Origin of the sequence: Pseudomonas granadensis (assembly GCF_900105485.1) — a bacterium.
Taxonomy (GTDB): Bacteria; Pseudomonadota; Gammaproteobacteria; order Pseudomonadales; family Pseudomonadaceae; genus Aquipseudomonas; species Aquipseudomonas granadensis.
In genome coordinates, this window is the sequence record NZ_LT629778.1 from 5,287,972 (window position 1) to 5,304,023 (window position 16,052).

Sequence of the window (16,052 nt, forward strand, 5' to 3'; positions counted from 1 at the left end):
CCCGACGAATCGGGGCTTTGGGTATGGCTGACGACTTACTCGCCGATGGCAACCTTGTACGCCGCCGCATCCAGCAGCTTGTCCAGCTCGGCCTTGTCGCTTGGCTTGAGCTTGAAGATCCAGGCGCCATACGGGTCGGAGTTGAGCAGCTCGGGCGACCCGCCCAGCTCTTCGTTGATCGCGATGACTTCACCGCTGACCGGGGCGTAGATGTCGGAAGCGGCTTTCACCGACTCGACCACGCCGGACTGATCGCCCGCAGCGAACACCTTGCCCACTTCGGTCAGTTCAACGAACACCACATCACCCAGCGCTTCCTGCGCGTGATCGCTGATGCCCACCGTGACGGTGCCGTCGGCTTCCAGACGCGCCCATTCGTGACTTTCGGCAAAACGCAGTTCGGCAGGGATATCGCTCATGTTCAGTGTCCTCAGGAATTGGTCAGCGGTCGGCCCGCCGGAAAAAGGTTAGATCAAAGTCTTGCCATGGCGCACGAAGGTTGGTCTGACCACTCGCACCGGGTACCACTTGCCACGGATTTCCACTTCGGCGCGGTCGGCAGTCGCCATCGGTACACGCGCCAGGGCAATCGATTTGCTCAGCGTAGGAGAGAAACTACCACTGGTGATCTCCCCTTCGCCAACATCCGCGATACGCACCACCTGATGAGCGCGCAAAACACCGCGCTCTTCCAGCACCAGGCCCACCAGTTTTTGCGCCACGCCGGCGGTTTTTTCCGCCTCCAGCGCCGCGCGACCGATGAACTGGCGCGAGGCCGGTTCCCAGGCGATGCTCCAGGCCATGTTCGAGGCCAGCGGCGAAACGTCCTGATGAATGTCTTGCCCGTAGAGGTTCATTCCGGCCTCGACCCGCAAGGTGTCGCGGGCGCCGAGGCCGATCGGGGAAATCCCGGCGCCGACCAGATCGTTGAAGAAACCCTGCGCCTGATCGGCCGGCAGGCAGATTTCCAGGCCATCCTCGCCGGTGTAACCGGTGCGCGCGATAAACCAGTCGCCGTCGCAATAGCCTTCGAAGGGTTTGAGCTGCTGGATCAGGGCCGCGCGAGACTGGGTCACCAGCTCGGCAATCTTGTGCCGGGCCTGCGGGCCCTGAATGGCGAGCATCGCCAGCTCGCTGCGTTCATGCAACTGCACGTCATAACGGCCGAGTTGCGCGCTCATCCACGCCAGATCCTGATCGCGGGTGGAGGCGTTGAACACCAGCCGGTACGCGTCGTCGAGACGGTAAACGATCATGTCATCGACGATGCCGCCGCGCTCATTGAGCATGGTGCTGTACAACGCCCGGCCGGGGCGGTGCAGGCGGTCGACGTCGTTGGCCAGCAAATGCTGAAGCCAGGCTTTGGCCTGGGTGCCGCTGACATCGATCACGGTCATGTGGGAAACATCGAACACCCCGCAATCGCGGCGCACTTCGTGGTGCTCCTCGACCTGCGAGCCGTAATGCAGTGGCATGTCCCAACCGCCAAAATCGACCATCTTCGCGCCGAGGGCGAGGTGCAGGTCATACAGAGGCGTACGCTGTCCCATGGGTTTCTCCTTCCGGGCGTGGCGAAGGTGCGGACCGCCGCCATGCGGACGAAAGCCTTGATGAACAGGGCTTTCAGCCGATTCCAGCGTACGGGTCTGTCAGACGGACCGCTCCGAATGCCGCGCATTGTAGCCGCATGATGTAGGACTGACGACTAAGTGTTTCGGTACGCGGAGCGCCTGATCAATCCGATAACCGGCAACAGACCGACCAACACCAGCGTCAGTGCCGGCAACGATGCCCGCGCCCACTCACCTTCGCTGGTCATTTCAAAGATGCGCACCGCCAGCGTGTCCCAGCCAAACGGGCGCATCAGCAGGGTTGCGGGCATTTCCTTGAGCACATCGACGAACACCAGCAACGCCGCGCTCAACGTGCCGGGCAGCAACAACGGCAGATACACTTTGAAAAACAGTCGCGGCCCACTGACACCCAGGCTACGTGCCGCTTCAGGCAAAGACGGCCGTATACGCGCCAGACTGCTTTCCAGCGGGCCGTACGCGACGGCAACAAAACGCACCAGATAGGCCATCAGCAAAGCCGCCAGACTGCCTAGCAGCAGGGGTTTGCCCGCACCGCCCAACCAGCCCGAAAGCGGAATCACCAGTTCGCGATCCAGATAGCTGAAGGCGAGCATGATCGACACTGCCAGCACCGAGCCCGGCAGCGCGTAACCAAGATTGGCCAGGCCTACGCCGGTGTTGATTGCCGGGGTCGGCGCGAGGCGCCGGGCAAAGGCCAGCAGCAAGGCGACGCTGACAGTGATCAACGCGGCCATGCCGCCCAGATACAGGGTGTGCAGGATCAGCCCGGCATAACGCTCATCGAGATCGAAACGCCCGCGCTGCCAGAACCACACGACCAGTTGCAGCACCGGAATCACGAAGGCGCAGGCGAACACCAGACCGCACCAACACATCGCCGCGAACGCCTTGAACCCGCGCAAGTGATACAGCGCCTTGACCCGCGGCCGCTCGTTGCCCGCCCGATTCGCCCCGCGGGCGCGACGTTCGCCGTACAGCACCAGCATCACCACCAGCAGTAGCAGGCTGGCCAGTTGCGCGGCGCTCGACAGGCTGAAGAAGCCGTACCAGGTCTTGTAGATCGCCGTGGTGAAGGTGTCGAAGTTGAACACTGATACCGCGCCAAAATCCGCCAGGGTTTCCATCAATGCCAACGCCACCCCCGCGCCGATCGCTGGCCGCGCCATTGGCAGTGCGACGCGCCAGAATGCCTGCCATGGCGACTGGCCGAGTACTCGCGCGGCTTCCATCAGGCCCTTGCCCTGAGCGAGGAACGCGGTGCGCGCCAACAGGTAAACGTAGGGATAAAAGACCAGCACCAGCACGATGATCACCCCGCCGGTGGAGCGCACCCTTGGCAGGCGCAAGCCGCTGCCGAACCATTCACGCAAAACGCTCTGCACCGGGCCGGCAAAGTCGAGCAGGCCGACGAACACGAACGCCAGCACATAGGCGGGGATCGCGAAGGGCAGCATCAACGCCCAGTCGAGCCAGCGTCGACCGGGGAATTCACAGAGGCTGGTGAGCCACGCGAGGCTAACGCCGAGCAGCGTCACGCCAACCCCGACGCCGAGCACCAGCGTCAGCGTGTTGCCGAGCAGGCGCGGCATCTGGGTCTGCCACAGGTGCGACCAGATCTGCTGATCGATGGTTTGCCACGAGAGCAGCAGAACGCTCAGGGGCAAAAGCACCAGCGCAGCGATGGTGAAGACGATGGGGTACCAGCGGCGTTGGGCGGGGTGGGCCACTTTTGGGTCTCTGGGGGGATTAGGGGTGTTATTGGGGTTCGTGTTTCAGGTTGAGATGGCTGCCCTCACCCTAGCCCTCTCCCGGAGGGAGAGGGGACTGACCGCGCAGTTTATGGAAATTACGCCGAACTGGAATATCGAGTCGAACTCAGGAGTTGAACCTCTACACAGATCGGCTCCCTCTCCCCCCGGGAGAGGGCTGGGGTGAGGGCAGCGACCTGAAGTGAACCGCGTTATCGGAACAACCTCAGTTCCAACCCGCCCGATCCATCATCCGGATCGCTTCAGCCTGGCGCTTGCCCGCCACTTCCACCGGCAGGGTATCGGCGACAAACTTGCCCCACGCCGCCACTTCCTCGGAAGGCGCCACTGCCGGGTTGGCCGGGAACTCCTGGTTCACGTCAGCAAAAATCTTCTGCGCTTCTGGCGTGGTCATCCATTCAACCAGAGCCTTGGCCGCTTCCGGGTGCGGTGCATGCTTGGTCAGGCCTATGCCCGATAGATTGACGTGCACGCCACGATCGGCCTGATTCGGCCAGAACAGCTTCACCGGTAACTCCGGCTTCTGCTTGTGCAGGCGCCCATAGTAATAGGTATTGACGATACCGACATCGCATTGCCCGGCGTTGATCGCTTCGAGCACGGCAACATCATCGGAGAACACGTCGGTGGACAGGTTGTTGACCCAGCCCTTGAGGATCTTCTCGGTCTTCTCGGCGCCATGCACCTCGATCATGGTGGCGGTGAGCGACTGGTTGTAGACCTTCTTCGCCGTGCGCAGGCACAAGCGGCCTTCCCAGTTCTTGTCGGCCAAGGCTTCGTAAGTGGTCAGTTCGCCCGGTTTCACCCGCTCAGTGGAATAGGCGATGGTCCGTGCGCGCAGGCTCAGGCCGGTCCAGGCGTGCGTGGACGAGCGGTATTGCAACGGGATATTGGCGTCGATGGTTTTCGAGGTGAACGGCTGCAGAATGCCCATTTGCTCGGCCTGCCAGAGGTTGCCGGCGTCGACGGTGAGCAGCAGGTCGGCGGTGGCGTTCTCGCCTTCGGCCTTGATGCGCTGCATCAGCGGCGCTTCCTTGTCGGTGATGAACTTGATCTTCACCCCGGTCTTGGCGGTGTAGGCATCGAATACCGGTTTGATCAGCTCATCGATGCGCGACGAGTAAACCACCACCTCATCGGCAGCCTGGGCGGTGGTGCTGCCGATCAGGGTCAGGGCCAGTGCGGTCAGAAGACGCTTGGGTGCCAACATGGGAGTGGTCTCTCGTCGGGAAATGTGGGCCAAATGATAAGGACTCACATTTACCACCACAATCGAACACTGGGGGAAGGCGTTACCAGATGTTGCACAGCCGGAATGCGGTGGTGAATCGACTGGCGCCATCGCGAGCAGGCTCACTCCTACAATTGGAACGCGTTCCCCTGTAGGAGTGAGCCTGCTCGCGATGAGGTCATCAGATTCAATGAAAATGTCAGGGCTTGGCGAGCGCCGGAAGATCACCAGTCAACCCGAGGGCTTCACGCACAAACACAGCCTTGGCCTCCGGCATTTTCTCCACCAGTTTCAACCCGGCATTGCGTAACCAGCGCAGCGGCAGCGGATCAGCCTGGAACAACCGCTCGAATCCTTCCATCGCTGCCATCAGCGCGAGGTTGTGCGGCATGCGCCGACGCTCGTAGCGGCTCAGCACTTTCACATCCGCCAAGCGCTCGCCGCGCTCGTGGGCTTGCAACAACACTTCTGCCAGCACCGCCGCATCGAGGAAGCCCAGATTCACCCCCTGCCCCGCCAACGGGTGAATGGTATGCGCGGCGTCGCCAATCAGCGCCAGCCCTTCGGCCACGTAGCGTTTCGCGTGACGCTGACGCAATAGCACGCAGACGCGCGGATCGGCGCTGATGACTTCGCCAAGGCGCCCTTCGAACGCGCGTTCCAGTTCAGCGCAAAACGCAACTTCATCCAGCGCCATCAAGCGCTCGGCTTCGCTCGGCGTGGTCGACCAGACGATCGAGCACCAGTCCTGCTGGCCGTCACGCTCCAGCGGCAAAAAAGCCAGCGGCCCGTGATCGGTGAAGCGCTGCCATGCGGTCAACTGATGCGGTTGGCTGCTGCGCACGCTGGTGACAATGGCGTGATGCAGGTAATCCCATTCGCGGGTCGCCACGCCAGTGAGGCGGCGTACCGCCGAGTTGGCGCCGTCCGCGGCGATCACCAGCGGCGCGCGCAACTTGCGCCCATCCGCCAGGGTCAGCAGCCAGTCGTCGCCGGAGCGACGCATCTGCTCCAGCCGCGCATTGGCGAGCAGGCCCAGATCACAGTCGTGCAAGCGCTCGAGCAAGGCATCCTGCACCACACGGTTTTCGACGATGTGGCCGAGCACATCGGCATGCACGCTGCTCGCCGAAAAGTGAATCTGCCCGGTGCCGCTGCCGTCCCACACCTGCATGTCGGTGTACGGGCTGGTGCGCCGTTCGACAATGCCGTCCCAGACGCCAAGGCGTTCGAGAATGCGTTGACTGGCTGCCGACAGCGCACTCACACGCGGCTCGAACGGCGCCTCGGCCGCGAACGGTTTGACGCTCAACGGGCTGCCGTCGAGCAGCAGCACTTCCAGGCCGCTGTCCTGCAACGCCAGCGCCAGGGCGCTGCCGACCATTCCGGCTCCGACAATCAGCAGATCTGCGCGCATTTCCATGCTTTAAGCCTGTCTCGCTTGCGGCTTGTGCCGCACGTAAAGGGTTTTACCGACCCGCGCCACCAGATGGCCGGCGCCGTCATGAATATCGACCTGCAACTGCGGCAGGTATTTTTCGCCATCAGCGGTCTGCCGGCGGATCTCGGCGAGCAACGTCTCATCGATGGTGAACCGGGCGAACACCGGGCCTTTGCCCGGCGCGATGAAATCGATGTCAGCGGCCTTGTCCCAGACGATGTAACGCGGGCCAAGGTTTTCCATGAGCATCAGCATGAAGAACGGATCGACCATCGAATACAGACTGCCGCCGAACTGGGTGCCGACATAGTTGCGGTTGTACCACCCCAACCCCATCGACACCCGGACGTCGCAAAAGTCATCGCTGATGTGCCGAACCCGCACCCCGGCGCCCAGATAGGGCGGGTAGAACGTCATCGCCCAGCGCATCAGCCGCGCTTTGCCGAACCTGGCGATCAACCCCTTAAGCATCCGGTCGCGTTCCCAGGCCCATGGCCTGACGGGCGAACCAGCGCTTGGCCGGCGGCAGCAGCTCAAGGCCGAGCAGGCCGATGTTGCGCCCCAGCGACACGAGCGGCTGGGTGCTGCCGAACAGGCGCGTGACTTGATCGGAAAAACCCACGGTGAGGTCCTGATCCAGCCGTTGACGCTCGCGATAGGCCTGCAACGTGGCGAAGTCGCCCAGCGCTTTATCGCTGCCCAGCAGTGCGGCGGCCAGGGCATCGGCGTCACGCAGCGACAGGTTGAAACCCTGGCCGGCGATCGGATGCAGACTGTGCGCGGCGTTGCCGAGCACGGCCAGATGCGAACGCACCTGTTCTTCGGCTTCAACCAGCGAAAGCGGATACAGGTGTCGCGCGCCGACCTGTTTCAGCGTGCCGAGGCGGTAACCGAACACACCCTGCAATTCACTGAGGAAATCCCGTTCGCTCAACTCGGCCAGACGCTGCGCGTCCATGCCCAGACGCGTCCAGACCAGTGCGCAACGGTTGTCCGGCAACGGCAGCAAGGCCATCGGCCCTTCGTCGGTGAAGCGCTCGAACGCCATGCCGTTGTGCGCTTCGCTCGGGGTGATATTAGCGATCAGCGCGCTCTGGTTGTACGGACGCGTGCGCACGTTGATGCCCAACTGCTCGCGCAACCCGGAGCGCCCGCCATCGGCGAGGACCGCGAGGTCGCATTCGAGGGTGGTTTCATCGTTGAGCGTCAGGCGATAGCCGTCGGGCAACGGCTCCATGCGCGAGACTTCGGCCGGGCAGCGCCAGGTGATCACGTCTTTGTCGAGGTGCTGCCACAGGCACTGGCCGAGCCAGGCGTTCTCCACCACATAGCCGAGCGCCGGCACGCCCTCTTCCATCGCCGACAAGCGTGCGGTGGAGAAGCGCCCACGATCAGAAACGTGAATCTGTTTGATCGGCTCGGCACGGCGGGAGATTTCCTGCCACACGCCCAGCCGCTGATAAATCTGCCGCGAGCCGAAGGACAGCGCCGATGAACGTGCGTCGTAGCTCGGCTGCCAGCTGTCGCCCGGCGCAAACGGTTCGATCAGGACGATTTTCCAGCCACGGGCCTTGGCCCCGGCCTGCAGGGCCAACGCCAGACTGGCGCCGACCAGACCGCCACCGATGATTGCCAGATTGACTCGACTCATGCCGCGTGTGTCCTTGCCTGTGCCATCAACGCTTCGATTTCGGCGACGGTCTTCGGCACGCCACCGGTGAGGATTTCACAACCGGTTCGGGTCACCACCACGTCATCCTCGATGCGCACGCCAATGCCGCGCCATTTCTTCGCGACGTTCTGATTGTCCGGGGCGATGTAGATGCCCGGCTCCACGGTCAGCGCCATGCCGACTTCCAGCACCCGCCATTCGCCGCCGACCTTGTACTCGCCGACGTCGTGCACATCCATGCCCAGCCAGTGGCCGGCGCGGTGCATGTAAAACGCTTTATAGGCTTCGCTGGCGATCAGTTCGTCAACGTTGCCCTGCAGCAAACCGAGTTTCACCAGCCCCGTGGTGATCACTCGAACCGTGGCTTCGTGCGCCTGGTTCCAGTGCTTGTTCGGGGCGATTTCAGCGAAGGCTGCTTCCTGCGAAGCCAGCACCAATTCGTAGATGGCCTTCTGCTCCGGCGAAAACCGGCCGTTGACCGGCCAGGTGCGGGTGATATCGCTGGCGTAGCAGTCGATTTCGCAACCGGCGTCGATCAACACCAGGTCGCCATCCTTGAGCAGCGCGTCGTTCTGCTGGTAATGCAGAATGCAGCTGTTGCGCCCGGCGGCGACGATCGAGCCGTAGGCCGGCATCTTCGCCCCGCCCTTGCGAAATTCGTAATCCAGTTCGGCTTCGAGGCTGTACTCATAAAGCCCCGGGCGACTGGCCCGCATCGCGCGGATATGCGCTTGTGCCGAAATCCGCGCGGCTTCGCGCATCACCTTCACTTCTGCCGCCGATTTATACAGGCGCATGTCGTGCAGCAGGTGATCCAGGGCAACGAATTCGTTCGGCGGCTGGGCGCCGAGGTGCGCCTTGGAGCGGATCACGTTGATCCAGTCCATCAGGTGGCGGTCGAATTCGGGGTTGCTGCCCATCGCCGAATACACCCGGTCGCGACCTTCGATCAGGCCGGGCAGGATGTCATCGATGTCAGTAATCGGGAATGCATCGTCAGCGCCGTAATCACGGATCGCGCCTTCCTGCCCTGCGCGCAAACCGTCCCACAATTCGCGTTCGGCGTTGCGCTCGCGGCAGAACAGGATGTATTCGCCGTGCTCACGACCGGGCATCAGCACGATCACCGCTTGTGGCTCGGGAAACCCGCTGAGGTATTGAAAGTCGCTGTCCTGGCGATAGACGTGCTCGACGTCGCGGTTGCGGATGGCTACCGCGGCGGCGGGCAGGATCGCGATGCTGTTGGGTTCCATCTGCGTCATCAGCGCCTTGCGGCGCCGGCTGTATTCCGCTTTCGGGATATGGGTCATGGGCAGATGGCTTTCCCTGGCACGCGATTAATGCAGCGACGGCTTGGCGGCAGGCGCCGCATCGGCTTTCCTGGTTTCCGAGAACAGCAGCAGCGGCGCGACGCGCAGGTACTCCATGACTTCCATGTAGTCGGATTCGCCGTCTTCGGATTCTTCCAGAGCGTCCTGCACCTGGGAGATGGCCGCCAGATCTTGCAGCACTTCAGTGGCTTCGGTGCTGAGCATGCTGCTGTCGCGGCAGTTCAGGCCGAAACCGCTGAGGAAGCCCTGGCACCATTGGCCCAGCGCAGCAGCGCGGTCGGGCAGCGGCGCGTCATCGGTCGGCAGCAGCAGAACGACGGTGACGTCGTCGCCGGTCAGCTCGCCTTTGACCATTTCCTGCAGGCCGATCAAGGCGTTGCGGACGTTGTCCTGAAGATCGCCTTCGAGCAGTTCGGCGGCGTCGATCAGCCAGCCTTCGTTATCGAAGCCGGCGCCGGCGCAACTGCGCCCGAGCAGCACGCCATGCAGTTCGGCAGGCGAGACGTTGTGGCCGCTGGAGGTCAGCAGGGTGGCAAAGGCTTGGTACGGGGAATTCGCAATGGTCATGGGCAGCTAGGCGCCAGACGGCGCTATGTCTAGAATGAAGGCCTTGTATCCTACATCGACAGACTCGCCAAGACTATTAAAGGCTGTCCGCCAGCTATCCCATCAGACAGACTCCAACCCAGTGGACACAATGGAAGACACCGACCTGCAAGCGCTGATGGCCAGACTCGAACTGCTGATTGGCCGAGTCGAGCAACTAAAGAGTCAAAACGCACTCTTACTAGCTCAGGAAAAGACCTGGCGCGAGGAACGCGCTCACCTCATTGAAAAAAACGAAATCGCCCGGCGTAAGGTCGAATCGATGATTTCGCGCCTCAAGGCCCTGGAGCAAGACTCATGAGTTCAAGCAATAGCGTCACCGTGCAGATCCTCGACAAAGAGTATTCGATCATCTGCCCGCCGGAAGAACGCAGCAATCTGGTCAGTGCCGCGCGCTACCTCGATGGCAAGATGCGCGAGATCCGCAGCAGCGGCAAAGTCATCGGCGCCGATCGCATTGCCGTAATGGCCGCGCTGAACATCACCCATGACCTGTTGCACAAAGAAGAGCGCCCGGACATCCAGGCCAGCGGCTCGACCCGCGAACAGGTGCGTGACTTGCTCGATCGTGTCGATCTGGTGCTGGCCGACGATCAGAACACCGCCAAGGGCTGATTCGCCTGGCAGCTTGAGGTATACTCGCGGCACTCCCTGGGGTGCTTGCCAGTTGACGATGTCCCGGAGCCGATTCGCACTACCCTGGAAGTTGCACGTTGGGCTGGTGTGCATGTCCGCTAGACGGAAAGCCTTAAAGTCTACTGCTTCTTCCACCTTGAACTTTCGGGTTCAAGGGCTGAGTTGACAGCGGTACATCCGGGGAGCCTGATTCGAATCCGATGTCGGTTTATGCCGACATCGGATTTTTTATGCGTACGTTTTCGTCCACCCTGCCGAAGCCGAACCATGACCGAACCCGCGCTGCTGCCCCGCCCGCAACTCCGTCGCCTGCTGCGCAAGGCGCGCCGCTCGCTGAGCAAAGCCGAGCAACATCAGGCTGCCAAAGGCCTGTTCCGGCAACTGGTGCAAGACCCGCATTTTCGTCGGGCGAAACACATTTCTTTGTATCTGCCCACCGACGGCGAAATCGATCCGCGGCTGCTGCTGCGCGAAGCCCAGCGCCGGGGCAAGGCGACCTATCTGCCGGTGCTCAGCGCCTGGCCGCGGACCAAGATGGTTTTTCAGCGCGTTCGCTCCGGCGAAAAGCTCAAACCCAATCGCTTCCGCATCCTCGAGCCGCAGGCCAGTCTGAGTCGGCAACGCAAGGTCTGGGCATTGGATCTGGTCCTGTTGCCGCTGGTGGGGTTCGACGATGTCGGCGGTCGGCTGGGCATGGGCGGCGGTTTCTACGATCGCAGCCTCGCCTATCTGGCCCGGCGCAAAAACTGGCGCAAGCCGACGCTGCTGGGCCTGGCCCATGAATGTCAGAAGGTCGAACGTTTGGCGCAGGCGAGCTGGGATGTACCGTTACAGGGCACGGTCACCGACAAGGCGTGGTATTTCGCGTGACAGGACGCCGCCAGAACAGCGGCGTCGAGGAAGACAGGTTCAGCGCTTGAAAGCCGTCGACTGTTGCACTTGTTGTGCAATCTCAATCGGTGCATCCGCCTTGTTCGCCCACAGGCTCTGCGCGTAACCGGTGGTCACGACGCCCAGGCCGAACAAAATTACCAAAGTCCATAGTAAATCCGGTTTGCGTTTCATCGATTGCCCCCCTCAAGGCACATCATCACGATGACAGCAGCGGTTTCCGTGTGTAGGCCGTGCAGCAGCGTCAAGCTTTAAAGGCCGGCATTTTGCGGCAACGTGAACCGGTGCGCAAACGCTGACGTCAACCGACTGTCGGTTTGTCATAAAATTGCCCGACAACCTGCCCAACGACCGTTTCAGGAGCACCCAACATGGCCTATTGGCTGATGAAATCCGAGCCCGACGAGCTCTCGATCAAAGGCCTGGAAAAGCTCGGCAAGGCGCGCTGGGACGGGGTTCGCAATTACCAGGCGCGCAATTTCCTGCGCGCGATGGCAGTAGGTGACCAATTCTTTTTCTACCACTCCAGTTGCCCGGAGCCGGGGATTGCCGGGATCGGCAGGATTATCGAAGCGGCGTATCCGGATCCCACCGCACTGGAGCCGGAAAGCCATTACTTCGATCCGAAGGCTACGGCGGAAAAAAACCCTTGGAACGCGATTGATGTCGAGCACGTCGAGACGTTTGCGCGAGTGCTGAAGCTCGATTATCTGAAGCAGCAGACCGCGCTGGCGGAGATGCCACTGGTGCAGAAGGGCTCGCGGTTGTCGGTGATGCCGGTGACAGCGGAGCAGTGGGCGGCGGTGATTGCGCTCAAGCCATAAGACTTTTTGCGACTGAAACACAGCTATCGCGAGCAGGCTCACTCCTACAGGGGAACGCATTCCAATTGTAGGAGTGAGCCTGCTCGCGATGGGGCCAGCCCGGACAACGGAAGACTTATTGAATGATCAGGTTGTTGAACAACAGGTCTTCAACCACCGGCTTGCCGGTCTCGTCATTCATCACTTGCTGCGTCTGCTTCAGCGCTTCCTGACGCAGTTTTTCCTTGCCTTCGATGCTGCCCATCGCTTCGGTGCTCTGCTGCGTGAACAGCGCCACCAGTTGATTGCGGATCAGCGGCTCGTTGGCCTTGACCAGTTTGGTCGCTTCTTCACCGGTCACGCGCAAGGCGACATCGGCCTTGTAGACCTTGAGCTTGGTCGTGCCGTCCAGGCCGTAATTGCCGACGAACGGCGGGCTCAGGGTGATGTAATTGACTTTCGGCGCCTCGCCTTCTTTGGCTTCTTCGGCAACCGCTGCCACAGGCAGAGACAGGGCCAGCAACAACATGATCCACGCTTTCACAATTCGCTCCTTATCCGGTTTGCGGCCTAGCATAACGACCCGCCGCACAAGCACAAGCTTATGCCTGACTATCAGGGCCGGGCATGCTCGTTGACCCGTTGATTCACACACCTACACTTATCGGCCATCACTCCCAAAGGAATAGCCCTGATGAAAGCCGTGCTGTGCAAAGCCTTCGGCCCTGCCGAATCGCTGGTGCTGGAAGACGTCGCCAGTCCTGTCGCCAAGAAGAATGAAATCCTGCTGGACGTGCACGCCGCCGGGGTCAACTTCCCGGACACGCTGATCATCGAGGGCAAGTACCAGTTCAAGCCGCCCTTCCCGTTCTCGCCGGGCGGCGAAGCGGCTGGCGTGGTTCGCGAAGTCGGGGAAAAGGTCAGCCACCTCAAGGTCGGTGACCGGGTCATGGCGCTGACCGGCTGGGGCAGTTTTGCCGAGCAGGTCGCGGTGCCCGGCTACAACGTGCTGCCGATTCCGCCGTCGATGGATTTCAATATCGCCGCCGCGTTCAGCATGACCTACGGCACTTCGATGCATGCGCTCAAGCAACGCGCCAACCTGCAGCCGGGCGAAACCCTGCTGGTGCTCGGCGCCTCCGGCGGTGTCGGTCTGGCGGCAGTGGAAATCGGCAAGGCCATGGGCGCGCGGGTCATCGCTGCGGCCAGCAGCGCCGAAAAGCTCGAAGTAGCCAAAGCCGCTGGCGCCGATGAGCTGATCAATTACAGCGAAGCCAATCTCAAGGACGAAATCAAACGCCTCACCGACGGCCAGGGCGCCGACGTAATCTACGACCCGGTCGGCGGCGACCTGTTCGATCAGGCCATCCGCGCCATCGCCTGGAACGGCAGGCTGCTGGTGGTCGGCTTCGCCAGCGGTCGCATACCGGAGCTGCCGGTCAACCTCGCGTTGCTCAAAGGCGCGGCGGTACTCGGCGTCTTCTGGGGCTCGTTCGCCCAGCGCCAGCCGCAGGACAACGCGGCGAACTTTCAGCAACTGTTCGGCTGGTTTGCCGAGGGCAAGTTGAAGCCGCTGGTGTCGCAGGTTTATCCGCTGAGCGATGCGGCGCAGGCGATCAACGATCTGGGCCAGCGCAAGGCTGTGGGCAAGGTTGTCGTTCAGGTCCGTTAAGGCCACGGAGCGATCCGGGCCAGTAACCCGGATCGCCTCGACGTTGAGATCAGCCCTTTGTCAATGCGCGAAAACCGCAAAAACCCACCTGAGTCACCATTCCCAAAACGCCCTGCTCTTACGTCTGAGCGACATGTTCGTAAAGGAACGCTCAACTGCCCCGATTTCCGCTGTTTTGCCGACGTTAAGCGATGCTATTTTCGGTAACGAAACTGTAACATTCGCATCCGCAGTCAAAACAAGAAAACTGGAGCTCTTGAATGTTTGCTTTCTTTCGTCCTGCCGCACATCAGGCTCCTTTGCCTGAAGAAAAAATAGACAGCACCTACCGACGCCTGCGCTGGCAGATCTTCGCCGGTATCTTCATCGGCTATGCGGGTTACTACCTGCTGCGCAAAAACTTCTCGCTGGCCATGCCCTACCTGATCGACGAAGGCTACAGCCGCGGCGACCTGGGTCTGGCGATGTCGGCGATCGCCATCGCCTACGGTCTGTCGAAGTTCCTCATGGGCCTGGTGTCCGACCGTTCCAACCCGCGCTTCTTCCTGCCATTCGGCCTGCTGGTATCGGCCGGGGTGATGTTCATTTTCGGTTTCGCTCCGTGGGCCACGTCCAGCGTGACCATGATGTTCATCCTGTTGTTCATCAACGGTTGGGCGCAGGGCATGGGCTGGCCGCCGAGCGGACGGACCATGGTGCACTGGTGGTCGCAGAAGGAACGTGGCGGCGTGGTCTCGGTGTGGAACGTGGCGCACAACGTCGGCGGCGGCCTGATCGGCCCGCTGTTCCTGCTCGGCATGGGCCTGTTCAACGACTGGCACGCGGCGTTCTATGTACCGGCGGCGGTGGCGCTGGGCGTGGCGGTGTTCGCTTTCATTACCATGCGCGATACCCCGCAATCGGTCGGCCTGCCGCCGATCGAGCAGTACAAGAACGATTACCCGGAAGGCTACGATGCCAGCCACGAAGACGAGTTCAGCGCCAAGGAAATCTTCGTCAAGTACGTGCTGCGCAACAAAATGCTTTGGTACATCGCCCTCGCTAACGTTTTCGTCTACCTGCTGCGCTACGGCGTGCTGGACTGGGCGCCGACCTACCTGAAAGAAGCCAAGGGCTTCACCGTGGACAAAACCTCGTGGGCGTATTTCTTCTATGAGTGGGCAGGTATCCCGGGCACGCTGCTGTGCGGCTGGATGTCGGACAAGATCTTCCGTGGTAACCGTGGCCTGACCGGCATGGTGTTCATGGCTCTGGTAACGGTCGCGACGCTGGTGTACTGGCTGAATCCGGCCGGCAACCCGATGGTCGACATGATCGCCCTGCTGTCGATCGGCTTCCTGATCTACGGCCCGGTGATGCTGATCGGTTTGCAGGCACTGGAACTGGCACCGAAGAAAGCCGCCGGTACCGCCGCAGGCTTCACCGGGCTGTTCGGTTATCTGGGCGGCTCGGTGGCGGCCAGTGCGGCGATGGGCTACACCGTCGACCACTTCGGCTGGGACGGCGGCTTCGTGTTGCTGGTCGGCGCTTGCCTGTTGGCAATGGCCTTCCTTGCCCCGACGCTATGGCACAAGCAAGTCGCCAGTCAGAGCCGTGAAGCGGTCGCCTGATTGCTGGTTGACTGACAGCGCTTGAGCCGCGCCTCCAGATTACGGTCTGGCATGGCGTGGCTGCGCAGGGCGTGTGCGGTCTGCTCGACATAATCGCGAGTGGTGCCGTAACGCCCGCTGGCGCTGGCGAACACCTGGCTCAGCACATGGTCCGGCAGGTTGCCGGCATAGCTGGGCAGGTGCCGCTCCAGCACGAAGCCCAAGGCCTGCACCTGAGTGCCATCTTCGAGCCGGCAGTTGAGCCAGTGCGGCCGGTACGACGGCACCGGCATCTCGCGTTTCCACAAGGCGTACAGCGCGGTATCGAGATTGTCTTCGGGCAGCCGATAGGCGAAGCCGCTGCACGAACCGCCACGGTCCAGACCGAACACCAGTCCGGGCATCTCCGGCGTTCCGCGGTGTTCATGCGACCATAAATAGAGGCCACGATGATAACCGTGCACCCGACCGCGCATTCTCTCGACGGCGGTGCATTCCGGGCGCCAGATCAACGAACCGTAAGCGAACAGCCACACCGGCCCGCCCTTGTGTCGCGCCATGGTCGATTGCATGGAGGCGAGCAATTGCTCGTGGGTCAGCTGCGGCCCGAGTTCGAGCCGCGGAGGGTAAGCCAGGTTGAGAAAAGCGTTTTCAATGGCGCTCATGGCGAATAGCGTTCAGCTCCCCGCGGGTGAAGAATTACTTAATAGAACGCACCGCTGTAACAATAAGGCACATATGTTTTCAGGCAAATTAAGTGCCATGGCATAAAGATTATTTAATTGCCTGATGGATATATAACCTACCGGTATTTAT

General features: G+C 61.7%; 18 protein-coding genes and 1 other RNA gene. 7 read left to right on the plus strand and 12 right to left on the minus strand.

What is annotated here, in order from left to right; genetic code table 11:
- Positions 1-35: 35 nt before the first annotated feature.
- The 9 genes from gcvH to BLU52_RS23645 all read right to left on the minus strand — a co-directional run bounded on the left by gcvH (position 36) and on the right by BLU52_RS23645 (position 9,606).
- Complete coding sequence (gene gcvH / locus BLU52_RS23605) at positions 36-419, minus strand: glycine cleavage system protein GcvH (protein ID WP_090287328.1); 384 nt, start codon at positions 417-419, stop codon at positions 36-38.
- Between the two features lie 48 nt (positions 420-467).
- Entirely contained in the window at positions 468-1,550 is a 1,083-nt protein-coding gene (gene gcvT / locus BLU52_RS23610) for a glycine cleavage system aminomethyltransferase GcvT (RefSeq protein WP_090287330.1), read from the minus strand.
- Positions 1,551-1,705: 155 nt separating this feature from the next.
- Positions 1,706-3,322, minus strand: a complete 1,617-nt coding sequence (locus BLU52_RS23615) for an ABC transporter permease (RefSeq protein WP_090287332.1) — start codon at positions 3,320-3,322, stop codon at positions 1,706-1,708.
- A 247-nt stretch (positions 3,323-3,569) separates the two neighbouring features.
- Positions 3,570-4,574: an extracellular solute-binding protein gene (locus BLU52_RS23620; protein ID WP_024014737.1), complete on the minus strand. Its 1,005-nt coding sequence runs from the start codon at positions 4,572-4,574 to the stop codon at positions 3,570-3,572.
- Between the two features lie 220 nt (positions 4,575-4,794).
- Positions 4,795-6,012 carry a 2-octaprenyl-3-methyl-6-methoxy-1,4-benzoquinol hydroxylase gene (locus BLU52_RS23625; protein ID WP_167359942.1) on the minus strand — a complete coding sequence of 406 codons (1,218 nt, stop codon included), beginning with the start codon at positions 6,010-6,012 and terminating at the stop codon, positions 4,795-4,797.
- 9 nt (positions 6,013-6,021) lie between these two features.
- Entirely contained in the window at positions 6,022-6,507 is a 486-nt protein-coding gene (locus tag BLU52_RS23630; RefSeq protein ID WP_090287337.1) for a DUF4442 domain-containing protein, read from the minus strand.
- Entirely contained in the window at positions 6,500-7,687 is a 1,188-nt protein-coding gene (ubiH, locus tag BLU52_RS23635) for a 2-octaprenyl-6-methoxyphenyl hydroxylase (RefSeq protein WP_090287339.1), read from the minus strand. The genes BLU52_RS23630 and ubiH overlap by 8 nt, the downstream gene beginning before the upstream one ends.
- On the minus strand, positions 7,684-9,018 hold the full coding sequence (gene pepP / locus BLU52_RS23640; protein ID WP_090287341.1) for a Xaa-Pro aminopeptidase: 1,335 nt from the start codon (positions 9,016-9,018) through the stop codon (positions 7,684-7,686). The genes ubiH and pepP overlap by 4 nt, the downstream gene beginning before the upstream one ends.
- 27 nt (positions 9,019-9,045) lie before the next feature.
- On the minus strand, positions 9,046-9,606 hold the full coding sequence (locus BLU52_RS23645) for a YecA/YgfB family protein (RefSeq protein WP_090287343.1): 561 nt from the start codon (positions 9,604-9,606) through the stop codon (positions 9,046-9,048).
- Positions 9,607-9,736: 130 nt separating this feature from the next.
- Here BLU52_RS23645 and BLU52_RS23650 point away from each other — a divergent pair, with 130 nt between their 5' ends.
- The 4 genes from BLU52_RS23650 (at position 9,737) to BLU52_RS23665 (ending at position 11,151) form a co-directional block, all read left to right on the plus strand.
- Entirely contained in the window at positions 9,737-9,946 is a 210-nt protein-coding gene (locus BLU52_RS23650; protein ID WP_007911197.1) for a TIGR02449 family protein, read from the plus strand.
- Complete coding sequence (locus tag BLU52_RS23655; RefSeq protein WP_016772632.1) at positions 9,943-10,260, plus strand: cell division protein ZapA; 318 nt, start codon at positions 9,943-9,945, stop codon at positions 10,258-10,260. The genes BLU52_RS23650 and BLU52_RS23655 overlap by 4 nt, the downstream gene beginning before the upstream one ends.
- A 30-nt stretch (positions 10,261-10,290) precedes the next feature.
- Positions 10,291-10,469: non-coding RNA, 6S RNA (gene ssrS, locus BLU52_RS23660), on the plus strand.
- 79 nt (positions 10,470-10,548) lie between these two features.
- Positions 10,549-11,151 (plus strand): 5-formyltetrahydrofolate cyclo-ligase, encoded by a 603-nt coding sequence (locus BLU52_RS23665; RefSeq protein WP_090287345.1) that lies wholly within the window; start codon positions 10,549-10,551, stop codon positions 11,149-11,151.
- 39 nt (positions 11,152-11,190) lie between these two features.
- On the opposite strand, the gene BLU52_RS26855 is transcribed toward BLU52_RS23665, so the two are convergent.
- Positions 11,191-11,346, minus strand: a complete 156-nt coding sequence (locus BLU52_RS26855; RefSeq protein ID WP_090287349.1) for a hypothetical protein — start codon at positions 11,344-11,346, stop codon at positions 11,191-11,193.
- Between the two features lie 197 nt (positions 11,347-11,543).
- Between BLU52_RS26855 and BLU52_RS23675 the strand changes: the two genes are divergently transcribed.
- A complete protein-coding gene (locus BLU52_RS23675) occupies positions 11,544-11,996 on the plus strand; it encodes an EVE domain-containing protein (protein ID WP_090287351.1) in 453 nt (150 codons plus the stop codon).
- A gap of 115 nt (positions 11,997-12,111) precedes the next feature.
- Here BLU52_RS23675 and BLU52_RS23680 read toward each other — a convergent pair whose 3' ends face one another.
- The gene (locus BLU52_RS23680; RefSeq protein WP_167359916.1) at positions 12,112-12,519 is read right to left on the minus strand and encodes a flagellar basal body-associated protein FliL; all 408 of its coding nucleotides are present in this window, start codon (positions 12,517-12,519) and stop codon (positions 12,112-12,114) included.
- A 150-nt stretch (positions 12,520-12,669) separates the two neighbouring features.
- Here BLU52_RS23680 and BLU52_RS23685 point away from each other — a divergent pair, with 150 nt between their 5' ends.
- Together BLU52_RS23685 and glpT are read left to right on the plus strand one after the other, a co-directional pair.
- Positions 12,670-13,647, plus strand: coding sequence for an NADPH:quinone oxidoreductase family protein (locus BLU52_RS23685; RefSeq protein WP_090287355.1), 978 nt, complete (start codon positions 12,670-12,672; stop codon positions 13,645-13,647).
- 260 nt (positions 13,648-13,907) lie between these two features.
- On the plus strand, positions 13,908-15,257 hold the full coding sequence (glpT, locus tag BLU52_RS23690; protein ID WP_090287357.1) for a glycerol-3-phosphate transporter: 1,350 nt from the start codon (positions 13,908-13,910) through the stop codon (positions 15,255-15,257).
- Here the strand turns inward: glpT and BLU52_RS23695 are convergent.
- The gene (locus tag BLU52_RS23695) at positions 15,233-15,901 is read right to left on the minus strand and encodes a gamma-glutamylcyclotransferase (protein WP_090287359.1); all 669 of its coding nucleotides are present in this window, start codon (positions 15,899-15,901) and stop codon (positions 15,233-15,235) included. The two genes, glpT and BLU52_RS23695, sit on opposite strands and share 25 nt — an antisense overlap.
- Between the last annotated feature and the right edge of the window lie 151 nt (positions 15,902-16,052).